This is a genomic window from Janthinobacterium sp. GW821-FHT03A03 (genome assembly GCF_059421435.1).
On sequence record NZ_JBWKUZ010000001.1, the window covers coordinates 145560 to 164418 of the forward strand.

19 protein-coding genes are annotated in these 18859 nt (G+C 63.6%); 7 read left to right on the forward strand and 12 right to left on the reverse strand.

Annotated elements, in window-relative coordinates; all coding sequences use genetic code 11:
* Nucleotides 1-236: 236 nt before the first annotated feature.
* From asd to leuC, 5 genes are all read right to left on the reverse strand, one after another.
* Nucleotides 237-1364 carry an aspartate-semialdehyde dehydrogenase gene (asd, locus tag AC07VI_RS00690; protein WP_492995330.1) on the reverse strand — a complete coding sequence of 376 codons (1128 nt, stop codon included), beginning with the start codon at nt 1362-1364 and terminating at the stop codon, nt 237-239.
* Nucleotides 1365-1409: 45 nt separating this feature from the next.
* Nucleotides 1410-2480, reverse strand: a complete 1071-nt coding sequence (gene leuB / locus AC07VI_RS00695) for a 3-isopropylmalate dehydrogenase (protein WP_086144105.1) — start codon at nt 2478-2480, stop codon at nt 1410-1412.
* A gap of 11 nt (nt 2481-2491) precedes the next feature.
* Nucleotides 2492-3139, reverse strand: a complete 648-nt coding sequence (gene leuD, locus AC07VI_RS00700; RefSeq protein WP_086144104.1) for a 3-isopropylmalate dehydratase small subunit — start codon at nt 3137-3139, stop codon at nt 2492-2494.
* A 51-nt stretch (nt 3140-3190) separates the two neighbouring features.
* Nucleotides 3191-3313, reverse strand: a complete 123-nt coding sequence (locus AC07VI_RS00705) for an entericidin A/B family lipoprotein (RefSeq protein ID WP_010400408.1) — start codon at nt 3311-3313, stop codon at nt 3191-3193.
* A 68-nt stretch (nt 3314-3381) separates the two neighbouring features.
* Nucleotides 3382-4785, reverse strand: coding sequence for a 3-isopropylmalate dehydratase large subunit (leuC, locus tag AC07VI_RS00710; RefSeq protein ID WP_492995333.1), 1404 nt, complete (start codon nt 4783-4785; stop codon nt 3382-3384).
* Nucleotides 4786-4939: 154 nt separating this feature from the next.
* On the opposite strand from leuC, the gene AC07VI_RS00715 reads away from it, so the two are divergent.
* On the forward strand, nt 4940-6232 hold the full coding sequence (locus AC07VI_RS00715; protein WP_492995335.1) for a S41 family peptidase: 1293 nt from the start codon (nt 4940-4942) through the stop codon (nt 6230-6232).
* Nucleotides 6233-6415: 183 nt separating this feature from the next.
* Here the strand turns inward: AC07VI_RS00715 and AC07VI_RS00720 are convergent, their stop codons facing one another.
* The gene (locus AC07VI_RS00720) at nt 6416-8314 is read right to left on the reverse strand and encodes a chemotaxis protein CheA (RefSeq protein WP_492995337.1); all 1899 of its coding nucleotides are present in this window, start codon (nt 8312-8314) and stop codon (nt 6416-6418) included.
* A complete protein-coding gene (locus AC07VI_RS00725) occupies nt 8314-9165 on the reverse strand; it encodes a protein phosphatase CheZ (protein WP_086144100.1) in 852 nt (283 codons plus the stop codon). The genes AC07VI_RS00720 and AC07VI_RS00725 overlap by 1 nt, the downstream gene beginning before the upstream one ends.
* A gap of 468 nt (nt 9166-9633) precedes the next feature.
* On the opposite strand from AC07VI_RS00725, the gene AC07VI_RS00730 reads away from it, so the two are divergent.
* The 6 genes from AC07VI_RS00730 (at nt 9634) to AC07VI_RS00755 (ending at nt 14147) form a co-directional block, all read left to right on the forward strand.
* Entirely contained in the window at nt 9634-10101 is a 468-nt protein-coding gene (locus tag AC07VI_RS00730; RefSeq protein WP_076566795.1) for a universal stress protein, read from the forward strand.
* A gap of 141 nt (nt 10102-10242) precedes the next feature.
* Nucleotides 10243-10887, forward strand: a complete 645-nt coding sequence (locus tag AC07VI_RS00735) for a response regulator (RefSeq protein WP_034750556.1) — start codon at nt 10243-10245, stop codon at nt 10885-10887.
* A gap of 334 nt (nt 10888-11221) precedes the next feature.
* Nucleotides 11222-12028 carry a Crp/Fnr family transcriptional regulator gene (locus tag AC07VI_RS00740; RefSeq protein WP_086144099.1) on the forward strand — a complete coding sequence of 269 codons (807 nt, stop codon included), beginning with the start codon at nt 11222-11224 and terminating at the stop codon, nt 12026-12028.
* A gap of 246 nt (nt 12029-12274) precedes the next feature.
* On the forward strand, nt 12275-12472 hold the full coding sequence (gene hemP, locus AC07VI_RS00745) for a hemin uptake protein HemP (protein WP_071322532.1): 198 nt from the start codon (nt 12275-12277) through the stop codon (nt 12470-12472).
* An 80-nt stretch (nt 12473-12552) separates the two neighbouring features.
* Nucleotides 12553-12879 (forward strand): hypothetical protein, encoded by a 327-nt coding sequence (locus tag AC07VI_RS00750; RefSeq protein ID WP_226935355.1) that lies wholly within the window; start codon nt 12553-12555, stop codon nt 12877-12879.
* Nucleotides 12880-12917: 38 nt separating this feature from the next.
* Nucleotides 12918-14147: a DUF2325 domain-containing protein gene (locus AC07VI_RS00755; RefSeq protein ID WP_086144097.1), complete on the forward strand. Its 1230-nt coding sequence runs from the start codon at nt 12918-12920 to the stop codon at nt 14145-14147.
* Between the two features lie 59 nt (nt 14148-14206).
* Here the strand turns inward: AC07VI_RS00755 and AC07VI_RS00760 are convergent, their stop codons facing one another.
* The 5 genes from AC07VI_RS00760 to AC07VI_RS00780 are packed head-to-tail and all read right to left on the reverse strand — an operon-like array spanning nt 14207 to nt 18699.
* Nucleotides 14207-15571 carry a sulfite reductase subunit alpha gene (locus AC07VI_RS00760; protein ID WP_086144096.1) on the reverse strand — a complete coding sequence of 455 codons (1365 nt, stop codon included), beginning with the start codon at nt 15569-15571 and terminating at the stop codon, nt 14207-14209.
* Between the two features lie 13 nt (nt 15572-15584).
* The gene (locus tag AC07VI_RS00765) at nt 15585-16634 is read right to left on the reverse strand and encodes an FAD:protein FMN transferase (RefSeq protein ID WP_492995341.1); all 1050 of its coding nucleotides are present in this window, start codon (nt 16632-16634) and stop codon (nt 15585-15587) included.
* Nucleotides 16635-16660: 26 nt separating this feature from the next.
* Nucleotides 16661-17485 (reverse strand): DUF4198 domain-containing protein, encoded by an 825-nt coding sequence (locus AC07VI_RS00770; RefSeq protein ID WP_086144094.1) that lies wholly within the window; start codon nt 17483-17485, stop codon nt 16661-16663.
* 12 nt (nt 17486-17497) lie between these two features.
* The gene (locus AC07VI_RS00775; RefSeq protein ID WP_086144093.1) at nt 17498-18013 is read right to left on the reverse strand and encodes a DUF2271 domain-containing protein; all 516 of its coding nucleotides are present in this window, start codon (nt 18011-18013) and stop codon (nt 17498-17500) included.
* Nucleotides 18014-18045: 32 nt separating this feature from the next.
* Nucleotides 18046-18699, reverse strand: a complete 654-nt coding sequence (locus AC07VI_RS00780; protein WP_086144092.1) for a PepSY-associated TM helix domain-containing protein — start codon at nt 18697-18699, stop codon at nt 18046-18048.
* Nucleotides 18700-18859: the final 160 nt, after the last annotated feature.

Consider the following 18859-nt stretch of genomic DNA (forward strand, 5'->3'; position numbering starts at 1 on the left):
CGACAGCGCTGGTGAGTGTTTTGATGGCAAGGGAGGCGACCCGGGGACGAGTGTTTACAGGCATAGTTGGCGGCATCTTAGTTGACGAGGGAAAACAGTTACTTTTCCAGAGGTATCAACATATCATCATGCCCAGAGCTATGCAAGCTCCGCATGGTTGAGCCTTGACGGGCTCAGGACGAAAAAAAAGCCGGGAAAACAGCCCCGGCTTGATCTTGATCAGCAATATCTTGCCATTACGCATCCAACAAAATGCGCAGCATGCGGCGCAGCGGCTCGGCCGCGCCCCACAGCAGCTGGTCGCCCACGGTGAACGCGGACAGGTATTCGCCGCCCATGCTCATCTTGCGCACGCGGCCGACGGGAATCGTCAGGCTGCCCGTGACGGCTGCCGGCGACAGGTCGCGCACGGACGCTTCGCGCGTGTTCGGCACGAATTTCACCCATTGATTGTTGCTGGCGATGATGTCGTTGATTTCATCGAGCGGCACGTCTTGCTTCAGCTTGATGGTCAGCGCCTGCGAATGGCAGCGCATGGCGCCGATGCGCACGCACAGGCCGTCGACAGGAATTTCCTTGCTGCCAAAGTCGGTGCCGCGGCCCAGGATCTTGTTCGTTTCCGCGCCCGCCTTCCACTCTTCCTTCGACTGGCCGTTGCCCAGGTCCTTGTCGATCCACGGGATCAGGTTGCCGGCCAGCGGCGCGCCGAATTGCTTGATTTCATCCGGGGAATAGCCGTGCTGGGTGGCCAGCACCTGGCGGTCGATTTCCAGGATGGCCGAAGCGGGGTTTTCCAGCAAGGCCTTGACGGAGCTGTTGATGGTGCCAAATTGCGTCAGCAGTTCGCGCATGTGCTGCGCGCCGCCGCCCGAGGCCGCCTGGTAGGTCATCGACGTCATCCAGTCGATCAGGTCGTGCTGGAACAGGCCGCCCAGGCCCATCATCATGCACGATACCGTGCAATTGCCGCCGATATAGTTCTTGACGCCCTTGCCCAGCGCATCCTTGATGACGTGCAGGTTGACGGGATCGAGCACGATGACGGCGTCTTTTTCCATGCGCAAGCTCGAGGCCGCATCGATCCAGTAGCCGTTCCAGCCCGCTGCGCGCAGCTGCGGGAAGACCGCGCTCGTGTAGTCGCCGCCCTGGCAGGAAATGATGATGTCGCACTTGGACAGTTCGGCGATGTTGTTGGCATCCTTGAGGATGGTTTCATTCTTCGCCATGGCCGGCGCGGCGCCGCCCGTGTTCGACGTCGTGAAAAACACCGGTTCGATGTGGGCGAAATCGCCCTCTTCCTGCATGCGCTGCATCAGGACCGAACCGACCATACCGCGCCAACCTACCAAGCCAACTAATTTCATTACCATTCCTCAAGATGAGACGGCGACTGCCGTCATTGAAATATTTTATCCTAATGCCTTGACCACCGCATCGCCCATGGCCTCGGTACCGACCAAAGTGGTGCCCGCTTCGTGGATGTCGGCCGTGCGCAGGCCCTGCGCCAGCACCTTCTTGACGGCGCCTTCGATGCGGTTTGCCTGCTCTTCGCGGTTCAGCGAATAGCGCAGCATCATGGCGGCCGACAGGATCGTCGCCAGCGGATTGGCGATGCCCTTGCCGGCGATATCGGGCGCCGAACCGTGCGAGGGCTCGTACAGGCCCTTGTTGTTGGCGTCCAGCGAGGCGGACGGCAGCATGCCGATCGAGCCCGTCAGCATGGCGGCCGCGTCCGACAAAATATCGCCGAACATGTTGCCGGTCACCATGACGTCGAATTTCTTCGGCGCCCGCACCAGCTGCATGGCCGCGTTATCGACGTACATATGATCGAGCGCAACATCCGGGTATTCCTTGTGCACGTCGATGACGATGTCTTTCCAGAACTGGAAAGTTTCCAGCACGTTCGCCTTGTCCACGCTGGTGAGGCGCTTGTCGCGCTTTTGCGCGGCCTGAAACGCCACATGGGCGATGCGGCGGATTTCGCCTTCCGCATAGCGCATGGTGTCAAAACCTTCGCGCTGGCCCTTGAACGGCCCGTCCGGGCACTCGCGCACGCCGCGGGGCTGGCCGAAATAAATGTCACCCGTCAACTCGCGGATGATCAAAATGTCCAGGCCGGACACCACTTCCGGCTTCAGGGTCGAGGCGCCCGCCAGTTCCGGGTACAAGATGGCCGGACGCAGGTTGGCGAACAGGCCCAGGTTCTTGCGCAGGCCCAGGATCGCCTGCTCGGGACGGAACTGGCGCTCCAGGCTGTCGTATTGATAGTCGCCCACGGCGCCGAACAGCACGGCATCGGCCGCCTTGGCAAGGGCCAGCGTGCCTTCCGGCAAAGGATGGCCATGGGCCGCATAGCCGGCGCCGCCCACGGGCGCACTTTCCAGCTCGAACGATTCGCCCAGCACATTCAAGACCTTGACGGCTTGCGCGACGATTTCAGGACCGATGCCGTCGCCGGGTAAAATTGCAATTTTCATATTTTTATCGATTAAATGACGTTGGCGAGCCACGGTTGAGTGGCAAGGTGGCGCTCTTCGAAGGCGCGGATATCGTCGGCATGGCGCAGGGTCAGGCCGATATCGTCGAGGCCATTCATCAGGCAATATTTGCGGAAAGCATCGATCTCGAACGAGTAGGAGACGGAACCATTGCTGGTGCGCACGCACTGCTGTTCCAGGTCCACCACCAGCTTGTAGCCGGGGAAGGCCTTGACTTCATTGAACAGGTGCTCGACCTGGCTTTCCGACAGCACGATGGGCAGCAAGCCGTTCTTGTAGCAGTTATTGAAGAAGATGTCGGCAAACGAGGGCGCGATGATGGCGCGGAAACCGTACTGGTCCAGCGCCCACGGCGCGTGTTCGCGCGAGGAGCCGCAGCCGAAATTCTTGCGCGTGAGCAAGATCGAGGCGCCCTGGTAGCGCGGCTCGTTGAGCACGAACTCGGGGTTCAGCGGGCGGCGGCTGTTGTCCTGGCCCGGTTCGCCATGGTCGAGGTAGCGCCATTCGTCGAACAGGTTGGGGCCGAAGCCGCTGCGGTGGATCGATTTCAGGAATTGCTTCGGGATAATCGCGTCGGTGTCGACGTTGGCGCGGTCCAGCGGGGCCACCAGGCCTTCGTAAATCGTAAATTTATCCATGCTGTTTCTACTCGGTAAGACGGGCGGCGCGGGGCGCCGGCACGTCACGGTTTATTTTCCGCCGGCGCCGGTGACAACCTGGCCGACTTTCTGCACATCGCGGCCGATGCCGGAGACGGTGTTGCAGCCGGACAAGATAACGGTGGCGATGAGGAGGGCGAAGAGTTTTTTCATGATGATTTCTTGATAGTAAATAAGGGACGGGGAACGCTAGTGTAAACCAGCGGCGCCAGTCCCTGCCGTCATCGCAAAGCCCGCACGTCGACAAAGTGGCCGGCGATGCCCGCCGCCGCCGCCATCGCCGGCGACACCAGGTGCGTGCGTCCGCCCTGCCCTTGCCGGCCTTCGAAGTTGCGGTTCGACGTGGACGCGCAGCGTTCGCCCGCTTCCAGGCGGTCCGCATTCATGGCCAGGCACATGGAGCAGCCCGGCTCGCGCCACTCGAAGCCGGCATCCTTGAAGATGCGGTCGAGTCCCTCGCGCTCGGCCTGGTCCTTCACCAGGCCGGAACCGGGCACCACCAGCGCCAGGGTGACGTTCGAGGCGCGGTACTTGCCGCGCACCACGGCGGCGGCGGCCCGCAGATCCTCGATGCGCGAATTGGTGCAGGAACCGATGAAGACCTTGTCGATGCGGATGTCTTCGATGGCGGTATTCGGTTTCAAGGCCATGTAGACGAGCGCCTTTTCCATCGCATCGCGCTTGACGCTGTCTTTTTCCTGGTCGGGATCGGGCACGCGGCCATTGACGCCGATCACCATTTCGGGGGAAGTGCCCCAGGTCACCTGCGGCACGATTTCAGCGGCGTTGAGGGTAACGACGAGGTCGAAACGGGCGCCCGGGTCCGAATGCAGGGTGCGCCAGTAGGCGACGGCGCGGTCCCAGTGCGGGCCGGCCGGCGAAAACGGGCGGCCCTTGACGTAGTTGATGGTGGTGTCATCGACGCCGATGATGCCGGCGCGCGCGCCCGCCTCGATGGCCATGTTGCACACCGTCATGCGTCCTTCCATCGACAGGGCGCGGATGGCCGAGCCGCCGAACTCGATACAGTAACCGGTGCCGCCGGCCGTGCCGATCTTGCCAATGATGGCCAGCACGATATCCTTGGCCGTCACGCCGGCCGGCAGAGCGCCGTCGACCTGCACCAGCATGGACTTCGATTTCTTTTGCAGCAAGGTTTGCGTGGCCAGCACGTGCTCGACTTCGGACGTGCCGATGCCGTGCGCCAGCGCGCCGAAGGCGCCATGCGTGGACGTGTGCGAATCGCCGCAGACGACCGTCATGCCGGGCAGGGTCGCGCCCTGCTCAGGGCCGATGACATGCACGATACCCTGGCGCTTGTCGTTCATATTGAAGTAGGTCAAACCGTAGTGCCTGGCATTCTTGTCCAGGGTTTCCACCTGCAGGCGCGAGACGGGATCGGCAATGCCGTCGACCCGGCTGGTGGTGGGCACATTATGGTCGGCCACGGCCAGGTTGGCGGACACGCGCCACGGCTGGCGTCCCGCCACGCCGAGGCCGTCGAAGGCTTGCGGACTGGTGACTTCGTGCAGCAAGTGCCGGTCGATGTACAAAATTGTCGTGCCATCATCTTCGGTCCGAACAACGTGGGATTCCCAGAGTTTGTCGTAAAGCGTCTTCATCATGATTTATGCAGCGTTGCCACAGCCTGTAGTAAGTGATCAAGTGAACCAGGTCATACGGTGATCCACAAGGATTATGCCATATATTGGGCGATACAGAACCGAAACAGGCAAAAGCGTGGGATTGGCGATACAAAGTTCGGCGACTTTGTTGGATATGAGCTGGAAATTGCCGATATCGGCATATCGGCGACATGGCGACCCCATCTGCAGGCAGGCCGCCGAACGAGCCACGGCGCGGCAAGAAATCGATACTTTTTCTTTAATCTTTCGTGTATTGTATTTGACAACAATTTCAAGGAAGATAGCACTGATGAATCTGCGTTTTTTTGCGACCACCCTCTTGACCACCTTGGCCACTAGCCATACACAAGCCGCCACATCCAGCGAGACCTGCCTGCGAGACTTGCGCGCCCTTCCCGGCTTCTTGCTGGAAAACGATACCGGCGCGCGCCAGCACCTGGCGCAAAAGGGGCAAGCCTATTTCGACAATGCACTGGCCAGCGCCAGCGAGGCAGCGGCCAAAGCGAACGATGAGGCTACTTGCAACCTGGCACTGGGCGATTACCTGAGCAAGTGGCGCAAAGGTCATTTGCAAATTGTGCCAGGCAATGCATGGAAACATGAGCAGCCTGCCCCAGCACCTTCCTCGGCCGCCGCGCAGACGGCCGCCATTGATGACAGGATGCCATCACTACAACTGCTGTCATCGCAAACGGCGCTGCTGACACTGCCCAGTTTTTTCCCGGAGTACGCCAAAGTCATCGCCGATTTACTGGCAAGCAAGCGCGACGAGTTGGCCAGCCGAGCCAACTGGATCATCGATGTCCGGCGCAACAACGGCGGCAGCGACAGCAGCTATGCGCCTTTGTCGCCATGGATAGCTTCAGGCGAGAGCGTCAACGTGGGCGGAGAATGGCTGTCCACGCCGGCCAATATTGGCAATCAGGAAAACATCTGCGCGCTGTACGCCCCAGGCGATGCCACCTGCACGATCTACATGGCCCAGGCCGTCATCCGCATGCGCAGCGTACAGCCGGGCCAGTTCGTGGCGCAGAGCGCTGGCGGGCCTGTCAGCTATGCAAGTTTTCCCGGCCAGGCTGTACAGCCGGCACGGGTGGCAGTACTGGTCGACCGCGATTGCGGCAGTTCCTGCGAAGAATTCCTGCTGGAAGCGCGACAAAGCTTTCGTGTCAAACTGATCGGACGCAGCAGCGGTGGCGCGCTCGATTACTCGAATCTGCGCCTGCAAGCCCTGCCTTCAGGACTGCGCCAGTTGGCTTACGCCACCTCGCGCTCGGCCCGTTTGCCGCAGCTGCAGGTGGATCTCGGAGGCATCATGCCAGACATCTACCTGCCGCCGCCGAAGGACGAGGCAGAGCGCGCTCAGGAAGTACTGCGCGTGCAGCGCTGGCTGGAAGGCGGGACGTTACGCCCCGACGGCGTTTGATGACACCATGAAAAAAGCCCGCTATGCCTAGCGGGCTTTCCAAAGAATACAGCGATAGTTACAACGACCGGCAAAACCGTAGCGAGCGGAAGGGAGAGGTGGCTAAGAAGCGCAACCGTACTCCAGTACGGTGAGCATCGCAGGCCGCCTATACCGACGCGCAGTAGGTTTGGTCGGGCGTCCTCATGCAGCCATGCGCACGCTTCCCCTGCAACCATCCATCAGGAAAGATAGGCCCACGACCAGCACCAGCTCGCCCTCGGCCGAGCGGGCCGTGCCGGTAATGCCTTCCACGGTGATGGCCGTCATCGGCTTGATCACCAGGTCGGCCGTGCCGTCGACGGCTTCCACGGCGAGAATGTACGGCTGTGGCGCAGCGACAACAATGCCCACGCGTTCGCTGCACGATTCGTACCCCAGGGCGCCGGCCAGCGAGCGCACGGGCAATGGACGGCCCTGGTCTTTCAGCACGGGCGCGCCGCCCACCTCCATGAACGTTTCCGGCAACTCGACGACGCGCTGCACCACCGCCATCGGCAGCGCCAGCGCGGCGCCCGAGGTCGACACGAGCATGGTCGGCACGATCGACAGTTCGATCGGCAGGCGGATGGCGAACTTGGTGCCCTTGCCCAGCATGGATTCGATGTGGATGGCGCCGCGGTTTTTCTCCACGGCCGTTTTCACCACGTCCATGCCCACGCCGCGCCCGGACACGCTGGACGCCACTTCCTTGGTCGAGAAGCCCGGCAGGAATACCAGCTGGAAGCATTCGTCGTTGCTCAATTGGGCGTTTTCGCTGATCAAGCCTTTTTGCTGGGCCTTGCTGCGCAGGAAGACCGGGTCCATGCCCTTGCCGTCATCCTGCAGCACGATCATGACGCTGTTCGCTTCCTGCCAGGCTTTGAGCGAAATATACGATTTGGCGGGCTTGCCGGCGGCCAGGCGCGCTTCCGGCGATTCGACGCCATGGTCGAGCGAGTTGCGCAGCATGTGCACGAGCGGATCGTACAGGCTGTCCACCACGACGCGGTCGACTTCCGTCTCCGCGCCCTCGATGGTCAGTTCGACATCCTTGCCCAGGTCTTTCGCCAGTTCGCGCACCAGGCGCGGGAATTTCTGGAACAGGCGGCCGACCGGCTGCATGCGCGTGGCCAGGGTGGCCCGCTGCAGTTCCGTCGAGTAGCGCGAGGCGCGTTCCAGGGTTTCCGCCAGGGTCGCCATCAGGGTGGCGGCCTGGCCTTCGAATTTGAACTGCAGCAAGCGTTCGAGCAGCACGGCGGCCTGGTTGGCGGCCTGCACGGATTCGCCGGCCACTTCCAGCAGGGCGTCGAGCTTGACGGCGTCGACGCGGATGCTGTCTTCCTTGACGGGCGCGGCATGGCGCACGTCCGGGCGTTCTTCGCGGCGTTCCGCGCCATCCCAGGCCTTGGCGGCGGGCTTGGCGGCCGCAGCTGGCGCAGCGGCGGCAGGCGCGGCAGCAGCAGCAGCAGCAGCAGCAGCAGCAGGTGCGGCGACGGCGGCGGCAGCTGGCGCGGCGGCAACCTGGCTGCCCGCCGGCACGACGGCGTTGTACATGGCTTCCCAGTCCAGGCCATCGGCGCCGACGGTCGCGGCGGCAGCGGCGGGCGCGGCTACAACGACCTCGGCCACGGCCACTTCGGCAGCCACGGCGGCGGCAGGCGCCGGCGCATCCATGCCCTTGCCTTCGATGGCGTTGGTGAGGATGTGTTCCAGCTCTTCCGGCATGGCCGGGAGGCTTTCCGGCGCGGAACCGTTGGCCAGCTCCGTCAGCTGGTCAGCCACGAAACCGGACGCTTGCAGCGCCGCCTCAATGGCGATCGGGGTCACCGGCGCGGCGCCCGTGCGCAGGGCGTCGAACAGGTTTTCCGTCAGATGGCAGGCCGCCACCAGCGCGGGCAAGCCCATGAAGCCGGCACCGCCCTTGATGGTGTGAAAAGAACGAAACACGGCATTCAGTGTTTCCTTGTTGTCCGGATCGCGTTCGAGACGCAATAAGTGCTCTTCAACATTAACCGCAAGATCCATCGCCTCAACGACGAAATCCTTGAGCATATCGTCCATTAGAATCCCAAATCCGCAAGAAGGTCGTCTACATTATCCTGGTCCAGCGCCACCGACGGCACGGACGGGCCCTGCATCAGCGGCACCGGCTTTTGCGCCAGTTTTTCGCGCACTTCGGCCGGCGCGTTGTCCCGCAGCAACTGGGCCAGCTCGTTTTCCACCGTCTTGGTGATGTTGACCACTTTTTTGATCAGCTGGCCCGTGATGTCCTGGAAGTCCTGCGCCATCATGATTTCCAGCAAGCGCGCTTTTTCCGCTTCCGTCGCCTCGGCAACGGCTTGCGCGAACTGGCGCGAGTCGCCGGCCAGGGCCTTGAATTCCTCCAGGCTCAGCTTGCCGTCGAACAGGGCCGTCCAGCGGCCGTCCATGTCCTTGGCCTTCTTCGACAGCACGTCCTGCGCCGGCATGCCTTCGTCGAGCGTGTTCAGCACCTTGTTGGCGGCCTGCTCGGTGAGCGTGGCCACGTATTCCAGGCGGTCCTGCGCGTCGACGATCTGCGACGACGCTTCCGTCAGCGCCTTGTCGTAGCCCAGCTCGCGCAGGGAATCGTGCAGCAGGCGCACGATGCCGCCCAGGCGCTCGAACATCGGCTTGTCGGACTGGTCGACGGGGTCGGCCGCTTCGCCCGCTTCGCCGGCTGGCGCGGGCGCCGCTTCTGTGGCGGCCGGTTCGGCTGCCGCAGGCGGGGCTGCCGGCGCGGCTGCCGAGACGGAATCGAACAGCGCGTCGAAATCGTCCTCCGCAATCACGGCGGGAGCAGGCGCGGCGGCAGGCGCGGGCGCCGGCTCGGCCGCGCGTTGCGCAGATACTTCATCGAATAATGCATCGAAATCATCAGCGGCGTTGGTCATATCCCTGCTTCTCCATAATTTGTCAAAATTCCGCCTGAACTGTGCGTTTTACAGACTGATACCCACAATTTCTCGATTAAGATGATTTGAGGCAATACCGCTGCGATGGTGCGAGTGTAGCAGGGCGCTGCCCTGTTGGTAAATCTCAAAACGCGCTTCCTGGTGCAAAGCGGGCTTGCAAGAGCTTTTCCACCAGGAAATAATTGTTCCTGCCATTGTATTTTGAAATACTACCATTGACGTGCAGGCAAGACCACGCATCACTGAAGAAATCCTTGCGCCGTGCCACTCGCGCAACGCCGGCGCGCAGGCGTCATTGTGGGCAAAAACACGAGCTTTCTGCCAATGTTGTCTATACTGAAGGTGCAATAGTATTGATAATTATCAAGTCTTTACATGAATACAATGCTGCCGCCACGTCTACAATAGGGGATGTTGCGCGCGCCGGTCCACTGCTAAGGAGCTGCCATGTATAAGAAAATTCTGATCGCCACGGACGGCTCCACCGTCTCCAATCTGACCGCCTGCGCCGGCGTGGCCTTTGCCGAACAGATGCACGCAGACATCCTGGCCCTGTACGTGGCGCCCGAATACCAGTATCCCGTGTACATCGAAATCATTCCGCCCAGTTATCCCAGCGAAGAGGAATACCGCATCGCCATGCGCAAGGCGGGCGCCGATCACTGGCAGCCCATCCTCGACGCGGCTGCCAAACGGGGGCTGGAAGCGACGGGGCTGACGGCGTTTTCCGACAGCCCGGCCCTGAAGATCGTGGAGGTGGCGCAACTCCAGCATTGCGACCTGATCTTCATGGGTTCGCACGGCCGCAGCGGCTGGGGCCAGTTGTTGCTGGGCAGCGTCACCAACAAGGTGCTGTCGCATTCCAAGCTGCCCGTGCTGGTGCACCGGCTGATCAAGGAACCCTCGCCACAATGAGGGGTCACATGGCAACAGGAGCCGGCCGCGCGAGCACAATTAGAAACAGGCGGACATGCGGCCGTTTTCAGTTAATATGACAACCTTTCTCGTTTCTTAACATTTGGCCGTCCATGTACGGCCAGAGCTGATTGCACGCCTATGATACGCATTGTGATTGCCGACGACCACACCATCATGCGCGAGGGATTGAAGCGCATCCTCGACGGCGCGCCGGACATCGATATCGTGGGCGAAGCCATCGACGGCTTCGAAGTCCTCAACCACGTGCGCCAGGGCGGCTTCGACCTGCTGCTGCTCGACCTGTCCATGCCGGGCCGCAGCGGCGTCGACCTGATCCGGCAAATCCGCAGCGAAGCGCCCAAGCTGGCCATCCTGATCCTCACCATGCACGAGGAAGAGCAATATGCCGTGCGCGCCATCCGCGCCGGCGCGCAAGGCTATCTGACCAAGGAAAGCGCGGGCACGCAGCTGGTGGGCGCCATCCACAAGGTGGCCTCGGGACGGCCCTACATCAGCGCCGAGGTGGCCGAGCAGCTGGTGCTCAACATCATGATGCCGAATGAAAGCCTGTTGCACAAACAGCTGTCGGACCGCGAATTCGAAGTCTTTTCCCTGCTGGTGGCGGGCAAGTCGATCACGGAAATCGCCAACAACCTGCATCTGAGCGTCAAGACGGTGAGCACGCACAAGACGCGCATCATGCAAAAGATGGGCATGAGTTCGCTGTCGGAAATGGTCCAGTATGCCGTGGCCCACCGCCTGCTGTCCCCCTTCAAGACCTGAGCCAGACGGCGTAGGCCGCGCGTAGGAACAATCCTACGCCCGCTACCACAGCTCCTACTGCCATATTCAGCCACTGCTGATATTAATTCCATACGGTTGTTGGCATACTGAAACCAGTAATCAAGTTGCTGGGAAGTTATTTCATCACACAGCAAGTCTTCAGCGAATTGAGCATTACCTGCCAGGACGCGCGCCGCCGGCCCTCTGCCGTGCCCGCCGCCTTGCGCACTCCGTCAGTCAACTCTGAATTACCTGTTACCAGGAGATGAACATGCTGTCCACGCAAACGTCTGAAAACCGCCCCGCCTCACCAGCACTGCCCCCTTCCACGCCGATGGAAGCGGGACGCCAGCGCCAGGGGCGGCTATGGTCGAACCTGAAGGAAGTGTGCGACCTGCTGCATATTTCCAGCGCCTGCACCATCGCCGCCGACGAGCTGCTGTTCCAGCACGTGCAATTCAAGACGGGCCAGCGCGTGCACACGATAGGCCAGCCCTTCGACACCCTGTACATCGTCAATTCAGGCTTCCTGAAAACCGTGCTCATCGATGAATTCGGCAATGAACAGGTACTCAGCTTTCCCATGAAGGGCGACATGCTGGGCGTGGACGGCATCCACTCGCGCCACTACTCGTCCGAAGCCGTGGCCCTGTCCGACTGCGACCTGATCCTGCTGCCGTTCAAGAAGCTCACGGCGCTGGGCCGTGTCCACCTGGAACTGGAAAACGTCATGTATGGCGTGATGAGCCGCGAACTCGTGCGCGAACAGGCGATGATCGGCATGCTGGGCGCCCTCAGCGCCGAAGCGCGCGTGGCCCGCTTCCTCGTCTCGCTGGCCGACCGCTTCGGCCAGATGGGCTACTCCAGCAAACTGTTCAACCTGCGCATGACGCGCCACGAAATCGGCAGCTACCTGGGCCTGACCCTGGAAACGGTGAGCCGCACCCTGTCCGCCTTCAATGAAATCGGCCTCATCACGGTCGACCAGCGCACCATCGGCATCAAGGACCCGGACGCCCTGAAGACCCTGCGCCGCCTGCCGCCGTCGCGCTCGCGCGCCAAGCAGCTGGCCGCCGCCAAGCTGAAAGCCGATACGGCAGCGGCCGCCGACGCCTCGGCGCAATTGCTGGCCACCATTTAGCGCCCCCTTTCCTCAAGCTTGGCACAGGCTTGACCCGGCCGAGGCATGCTAGGCCTCGCCGGGTCTTTTTTGCTGTCCGCACCCTTCTTCAGCCCGCTGGTGCCACCTTGCGCCACGCCCCCGCCAGCCCCCTCCCCGTCAGTCAAAAAAAAGCCTGCATCCGGCACAAATAAGCCTTGCTTTTCGGGCCACATTCAACAATAATGCAAATACGAATCATTCTCAACTGAGACAAAGAAAGCCAACATGCAAAGCTCAAAACCCGCCTTGATCCAGGATGCCGCCAGCGCACACGTCCGCCCTCCCGTCAGCGTGGCGCAACCGGCGCGCCGCATCACCAGCGAAGCGCTGCTGCAGCAGGGGCGCGAAGTGGAGATTGAACACAGCGGCAAGATTTACCGCCTGCGCGTCACCCAATTGAACAAGCTGATCCTGACTGCCTGATACTGTCCCGCAGCCACCCCACCCGCCAGCCAGTCGCGCCCCGCGCGCCAGCCAGCCAAACCACCGCACAGGAGCGTTTGATGGCGATCGATCATACTGACTCGATGTTTTCTTCAGCGAAGGGGCAACAGCCGGCATTGATGCTGTCGGCCGTGCTGCACCTGATGTCGCACTACCATGCGGGCAGCCCCTGCGCGAAGCTGGCCGCCGTCATCGAACGCCATCTGCAAGTGCTGTCCGGCGTGCCCGACCTGGGTCCCGTGCTGCAGGCAACCTGCCAGCAGCTGTCGCAGCAGTGGGCCGCCCTCGTGGCCCAGCACCGCCCGGCGCCGCCCAGGGCCACCCTGCTCGCCCGCCTGGCACGCCTGCTGAGTCCCAAGCGTCCCGTCTCGCCCCTGCCGCAATAATTTCTCCAACACTGCCCACCGCCCAACAGGATATCGCCATGTGTGACAAAGACCAGTCCCTGCCCGTCATCAGCAATTGTTCCAGCGGCGAGGCCGACACGGCCGCGCTCGCCTCTCGCCGCCGCCGGCTGTGGGAACTGTCGCATACCTGTCATTGCCCGCTGGTCGGCGTAGGCTTGCCGCTGGGCTACCTGCGCAAGCTGGTGGGCAAGATGACGGGCGGGCGCGTGCTGGCCGACGACTACGAAGTGCATGTGGGCGCCGTGACGGAATGCGGCGCGCGCAACCGCCTGTCCGAAGCACTGCAAAAGGAACTGGAACGCCGCTACGCGCCCGTGATCCTGCGCTTTCGCGGCGCCAAGACGACGCAGCAGGTGGCGCAGCAGTGGCGCACGGCCGTCGCCAACGGCGACGTGGCCGGCGCCTTCTGGGCCGGCCTCACGCACCCGCGCTGCGACGCCGAGCTGGAAGAGCAGATGTGCCGCGACCTGCACATGATCCAGCACCAGGCCGGCGCCTGCGTGCGCGCCGACATGGGCAAGTTTACGGCCTTGCAGGAAGAAAACGCGCGCCTGGCGCAGGAACTGGCCAGGCTGCAACAGCGCAGCCAGGCCATGCTGACGGAAAAGACGGGCGAGCTGGAGCGCCAGGAAGCCTTGCTGCTGCGCGCGCGTGCCGAATCGATCGGCAAAGATAGCCTCATCGACGGCTTGCGCCTTGATCTGGCGCAATTGCAGGCCGCCGTCCCCGCGCTGGAATCGCGCACGCGCCTCGTCGAGCGCCTGGCGCAGATGGATGAGCGCGAGAAGGAATTGCGCCAGCAAATCGCGGAATTGAAACAGGCCCAGCCGCGTCCGGGCGCCGCCGTGCCGCCACCGGCAACCAAGCTGGAAGTGCCCACGGGCGGCAAGCTGAAAATGCCGATCCGCCTCGTCGACCAAAGCGTCTTGTGCGTGGGCGGGCGCAGCGGCAATGTCGCCACTTACCGCGCCCTGATCGAACGCGTGGGCGCGCAGTTCGCCCACCACGACGGCGGCCTGGAAGACAATGCCAACCTGCTCGATTCCAGCCTGGCGGCGGCCGACCTGGTGATTTGCCAGACGGGCTGCATCAGCCACAGCGCCTACTGGCGCGTGAAGGATTATTGCAAGCGCACGGGCAAGCGCTGCGTCTTCATCGACAACCCCAGCATCTCCAGCCTGGCGCGCGGCCTGCAGGAAGTGAGCGGCGAGATGGAGGCGGCGCCGCTGGCCGCGCTGCAGCCGTAAGCGGGCTTGCCGAATAAAAAAGGACTGGCCCGGCCAGTCCTTTTTTTATGCGCAGTCGATCAATACACGTCGCGCCGGTAGCGCCCCTGGGCCGCCAGCGCATCGAGCGCGGGGCGGCCCAGCATCTCCTGCAGGGCCTGGTCGACGCCGCCCGCCATGCCGGCCAGGCTGCCGCAGACGTAGATGGCCGCGCCCTGCTCCAGCCACAGCCTGACTTCGTCGGCATTGCCGCGCAGACGGTCCTGCACGTAGGTGCGCTGCGCCTGGTCGCGCGAAAACGCCAGGTCCAGGCGCGGCAAATCGCCGCTCGCGTGCCAGTGTTCAATTTCTTCGCGGTAATGAAAATCGTGGGCCGCATTGCGTTCGCCAAAGATCAGCCAGTTGCGGCGCTGCCCGGCCAGCACGCGGCTTTTCAGGTGGCCGCGCAAGCCGGCGATGCCGCTGCCGTTGCCGATCAAAATTAAAGGACGCTGGGCATTGTCTTCCAGACGAAAGCGCTTGTGCTGGCGCAAGCGCAGCTGTACCACCTCGCCGACAGCCGCCTGCGCCGTCAGCCAGCCCGACGCCAGGCCCAGGCTGCCGTCGGGATGCGCATGTTGGCGCACCAGCAGGTGCACGCCGCCATCGCGCGGGATCGAGGCGATCGAATACTCGCGCGCTTGCGCCGGGTCAAGCGGCGGCGCCACCTGCACCAGGTCGCCCGACTGCCAGTCGGGCAGACTGCCTTCCACGGGCGCCAGTTCCACGTGATAGATGGGGCCGCCCTCGCTGCCCGGGTTGAGCAGCTGCCTGCGGGTCAGGCGCCAGTCGCCAAAGGCGGGCGCGCTCCAGTCGGGCGCGTCGCTGGTGCCGGCCAGGTGGCTCAGGTGCTGGAACCATTGCTCGATGGCGGCGCCGGCGCTGCGGTCGACCTCGATGCGCTCGAACAGGCGCGACGCGCCCTGCGTCGCCAGCCAGGCGTCGAGCGCGCGGCCGAAGCCGCAGAACTGGCCATAGCTGCGGTCGCCCAGGGCCAGCACGCAATAATGCAATTGCGGCAGCGCCAGCTCGCCCGTCATCAGGTGGCCCATGAAAGCGGCCGCATTGTCGGGCGCGTCGCCCTCGCCATAGGTGCTGACCAGGAACAAGGCACGTTCGGCTTGTTGCAGATCAATGGCCGTCAGTTCTGCCAGCGCGCACAGGCGCACGGGAATGCCGGCCAGCTGCAGGCTGCGCGCCGTTTGGGTGGCCAGCTCTTCGGCATTGCCCGTCTGGCTCGCATACGCCACCAGCCAGGCGGGGTTGTTGGCCAGCGCCGCCGTGGCGGCAGCGGCGGCGCGGCGCCGGGCGCGCGCGCGCAGCCAGGGCGCCAGGCACACGCCCGCGTAACTGAGGGACAGGGCGGCCAGCAAAGCCAGCCGCGTCGTATCGTGCGTAAAAATCATGAAAGGTAAGGGTTCATTCGTCGAGCATGGCCAGCATGCGGCTGCTCAAGGTTTCGCGGTAACCGTGCCCGTCGCGCTGCAGGAAGCGCGCGGCCAGGCCCTGCTCCTCGGCCAGCGCCAAGCCGGCCTCGACGCCCAGCACGGTCAGGGCCGTCGACCAGGCGTCGGCCGCCATGCATTGCGCATGCACGACGGTGACGGAAGCGAGTTGATTGGCGATCGGCATGCCGCTGCGCGGATCGATGGTGTGCGAAAAACGCGCCGTGCCGTCTTCGAAGAAACGCCGGTAGTCGCCCGACGTCGCCACGGACAAGCCGTGCAGCGCCAGCAGCATTTCCGGCGGATGCTGCGCATTATCGGCATTATCGGCACTATCGGCGGCGCCGTCGACCTGTTCCAGCATGACCCACCATGGCTGGCCGTCGGGCTTGCTGCCGGCGCCGCGCAGTTCGCCGCCCACTTCGACCAGGTAATGGTGTATGCCCTGGCTGTCCAGGTAGCGGGCCAGGCGGTCCACGCCATAGCCCTTGGCCACGGCGGACAGGTCCAGCTGCAAGCCGCCCGGTTGGCGGATGCGGCGGGCCGGCAAGTCCAGCTCCAGGCGGCGGCGCTGGCGCTGCGACAGCAGCAGGGCTACCGTGTCATCCTTCGGCGGCAGGAAACCTGGCTCGTCGTAACGGTGGCGGGGGCCGAAGCCCCACAGGTTGACGAGGGCGCCCGCGCACGGGTCGTACGCGCCGCCCGACGCCTGCGAGACGTGCATGGCAAAGCCCAGCACCTCGCAAAACGCGGCGGGCAGGCTGTGCCAGCTGCCGGGCTCGGCCCGGTTGAAACGGCCCAGGTCGGACTCCTCGCTCCAGTGGCTCATTTGCGCCACGACCAGATCCAGCTGCTGCTGCAGGCCCTGCTGCAAGTCGGCGCTGCCGGCGCGTCCCGGCATGGCGGACTCGAGCAGGCGCACGGTCCAGCTGGTGCCCATGGACAGGCCGCGCAAGTCCCGGATCGCGGCGCCGGGCGGCGCGACCTGATCGGAAATATGCTGCGGCAGCAGGACCCGGCGCATCGGCGCTCTCGTGACGATGCCGCCGCTTACTGCGGCAGCACTTCCACGGTGGCCGCGTAGGTCATGCGGCGCTCCGGCATCGCCGGCGGCTGGCCTGCAACGGCCGGGGCGGCCGCGGGCCAGGTGCTGCTCAGGTAATACATGCCGGCGGCCGGCACGGTGAACGTGATCTCGCCCTTGGCGTCCGTGCTCTGGCGGATTTCACCGAGCACGCCACGGTAGCGCACCCCGCCCGGCACCAGGCTGAAGGCCTGGTTCGCGGCCGGCTTGCCGTCGACCAGGAAGCGCCATGTGGCTTTCTCGCCCGCGCGCAAGTCGTTCGGGTGCGTGACGGGCACGAATTCCAGGCCCACGCCCGTCGGCTTGAACACTTCCGTGCTGGTCTCGCCATTGCTGAAGAAGGTTTCCAGGCGGGCCGCCGTGCGCGTGACTTTCACGTCTTTCGCGTCGGCCGGCATGTCCTTCTTGAACGTCTCTTCGTTGCCGCGGAAGCGCTTCTGCTCGCCGTTCACCGTGTAGCTGGCCATCACGTTCTGCGACACGATGGCCGCCTTGTAGGTGCCCGGCTTTTCCATTTTTACGTCGAAGACGCTACGCAGACGGCCCGTGACGGCATTCGCCGGCGCGACCTTGGCGCCGTCCGGGCCGGTCACTTGCAGCGCGTCCAGGCGCAGCGGCTGGTGGTCGATCTCGAACAGGCCGTCGGACACGGCCGCGTCCACCGTCACCCAGGCGTCCTTGCTTTCCACCATCGTGCTCGACGGCACCATCCAGCCGCGGTGGGCGTGGGCGTTCATGGCCAGGCCGGCCAGGGCCAGGGCGAGCAGCGGTTTATTCAGTTGCTTCAACATGGTAGGGGCGCCTTAAGGTTTGAGTTGGACGACGACATTGCCGAGTTCTTCCTTGCCCTTGGCAGGCACGGACTGGCCCGACTTCGGCGGCCACTGGAAGGGCACGCGCACCAGCTCGCGTCCGCCCGCTTCGCGCGCCGCTTCCACCACCAGCTGGTATTCGCCGGCCGGCAGCTTGTCGAGCACGGCTTTCGAGCCGGGGAAGGTCAGATTGTGCTCGCCCGGCGCGCGCGTGGCGCCGCTGACGCCGTCGACAGGCATGGCCAGGTCGCGGCCGCTCTTGCGCCACCACTGGCGCATGTCCTTCAGCCATTTTTCGCCCGCCTTGTCCTTCTTTTTCACGTCGTACAGCACAGCCAGGTTGCCGACGACCTTCTGGTCCGCCGTTTCCAGCCATGCCGCCACGTAGGGGCGGTGGTATTCCGCCACGTTCAGTTGCGGAATTTCAATCTTGAGAGCCAGGTCGGCCGCCATCGCCGACGTACCGATCAGGGGAAGGCCAAGCGCCAGGGAGTAGCGTAATTTCATGGTGTGCCTGTAAAAAGGAAAAAGAAAAACGATCAATGGATAAACAGCAAGGCGATCGCGCAGGGTATCAGGATACCGAGGCCAACCATCGGCCAGGTAAATGGCCGGTTGGCCGCGTGGAACTTCAAAATCAACAGACCCGTCAGGCAAAACACGATGCAGGCGCCGGCAAAGATATCGATGAACCAGTTCCAGGCCACGCCCGTGTTGCGGCCCTTGTGGACGTCGTTGAGCCAGGATACCCAGCCACGGTCCGTCAATTCGTATTCGGCGGCCCCGTCATCCAGGCCGATGCGCACCCAGGCGTCGCCGCCCGCCTTGGGCAGGGGCAAATACACCTCGTCGGCGCTCCACTCGGCGGGACGGCCGCCCGCGTTGAGCGACCATTGCTTTTTCAACCACGTTTCGGCGGCGGCCGGCATGGGCGCGTTGGCGCCGTCATGCCGGGCGGCATAGGCGGCCAGTTCGGTGAGCAGAGGGGCCGGCAGCTGCGCCTGCTGGCGCGTGATCGACGGTTTCGACTCGATCTGGCTGGCGTGGTTCAGGGTAATGCCCGTGATGGCGAACAAAAACATGCCCAGCAGGCAGAGCGCCGAGCTGATCCAGTGCCATTGGTGCAGATTCTTCAGCCAGACGGCGCGGCTGGCATTGTTCCTGGCCTTGTCGGCGGCGCCCGCACTATGCATGGGCCGCTCCCGGCAAGGGGCGGGCCAGCTGGCGCGACAAGTCAGTGTGCTTCATTCCCATCCTTCAATCAAAGTTCAAGCTGATACATTCAAACAAATGATAATGATTATCATTTATTAAGTCAATACATGGAGCACCCCGCCGGGCCGGCGTTTTGTA